At 53.7% G+C, this 1,491-nt stretch carries 2 rRNA genes; both read left to right on the top strand.

From position 1 onward, the window contains the following. A 23S ribosomal RNA gene (locus USF70_RS21695) occupies positions 1 to 1,310 on the top strand; the annotation flags it as partial. Positions 1,311 to 1,379: 69 nt separating this feature from the next. After that, positions 1,380 to 1,491: ribosomal RNA gene (rrf, locus tag USF70_RS21690) — 5S ribosomal RNA — on the top strand; the annotation flags it as partial.

Below are 1,491 nucleotides of genomic sequence, written 5' to 3'. Positions count from 1 at the left end.
AAATCGTACCCCAAACCGACACAGGTGGTCAGGTAGAGAATACCAAGGCGCTTGAGAGAACTCGGGTGAAGGAACTAGGCAAAATGGTGCCGTAACTTCGGGAGAAGGCACGCTGATATGTAGGTGAAGCCCCTGCGGGTGGAGCTGAAATCAGTCGAAGATACCAGCTGGCTGCAACTGTTTATTAAAAACACAGCACTGTGCAAACACGAAAGTGGACGTATACGGTGTGACGCCTGCCCGGTGCCGGAAGGTTAATTGATGGGGTTAGCGGTAACGCGAAGCTCTTGATCGAAGCCCCGGTAAACGGCGGCCGTAACTATAACGGTCCTAAGGTAGCGAAATTCCTTGTCGGGTAAGTTCCGACCTGCACGAATGGCGTAATGATGGCCAGGCTGTCTCCACCCGAGACTCAGTGAAATTGAACTCGCTGTGAAGATGCAGTGTACCCGCGGCAAGACGGAAAGACCCCGTGAACCTTTACTATAGCTTGACACTGAACACTGGTCCTTGATGTGTAGGATAGGTGGGAGGCTTTGAAGCGTGGACGCCAGTCTGCGTGGAGCCGACCTTGAAATACCACCCTTTAATGGCTGGTGTTCTAACGTAGACCCGTAATCCGGGTTGCGGACAGTGTCTGGTGGGTAGTTTGACTGGGGCGGTCTCCTCCCAAAGAGTAACGGAGGAGCACGAAGGTTAGCTAATCCTGGTCGGACATCAGGAGGTTAGTGCAATGGCATAAGCTAGCTTGACTGCGAGAGTGACGGCTCGAGCAGGTGCGAAAGCAGGTCATAGTGATCCGGTGGTTCTGAATGGAAGGGCCATCGCTCAACGGATAAAAGGTACTCCGGGGATAACAGGCTGATACCGCCCAAGAGTTCATATCGACGGCGGTGTTTGGCACCTCGATGTCGGCTCATCACATCCTGGGGCTGAAGTAGGTCCCAAGGGTATGGCTGTTCGCCATTTAAAGTGGTACGCGAGCTGGGTTTAGAACGTCGTGAGACAGTTCGGTCCCTATCTGCCGTGGGCGCTGGAGAATTGAGGGGGGCTGCTCCTAGTACGAGAGGACCGGAGTGGACGCATCACTGGTGTTCGGGTTGTCATGCCAATGGCACTGCCCGGTAGCTAAATGCGGAAAAGATAAGTGCTGAAAGCATCTAAGCACGAAACTTGCCCCGAGATGAGTTCTCCCTGACCCTTTAAGGGTCCTGAAGGAACGTTGAAGACTACGACGTTGATAGGTCGGGTGTGTAAGCGCAGCGATGCGTTGAGCTAACCGATACTAATGAACCGTGAGGCTTAACCTTACAACGCCGAAGCTGTTTCGGCGAAGAGAGAGACAGGATTTTCAGCCTGATACAGATTAACAGAATTTGCCTGGCGGCTTTAGCGCGGTGGTCCCACCTGACCCCATGCCGAACTCAGAAGTGAAACGCCGTAGCGCCGATGGTAGTGTGGGGTCTCCCCATGTGAGAGTAGGGAACTGCC

The organism is Enterobacter sp. 237C8 (assembly GCF_034106865.1).
Lineage (GTDB): Bacteria > Pseudomonadota > Gammaproteobacteria > Enterobacterales > Enterobacteriaceae > Enterobacter > Enterobacter asburiae_B.
The sequence above is the reverse complement of the archived record's forward strand: the minus strand, read 5'-3'. Positions and strand labels throughout refer to the sequence as shown.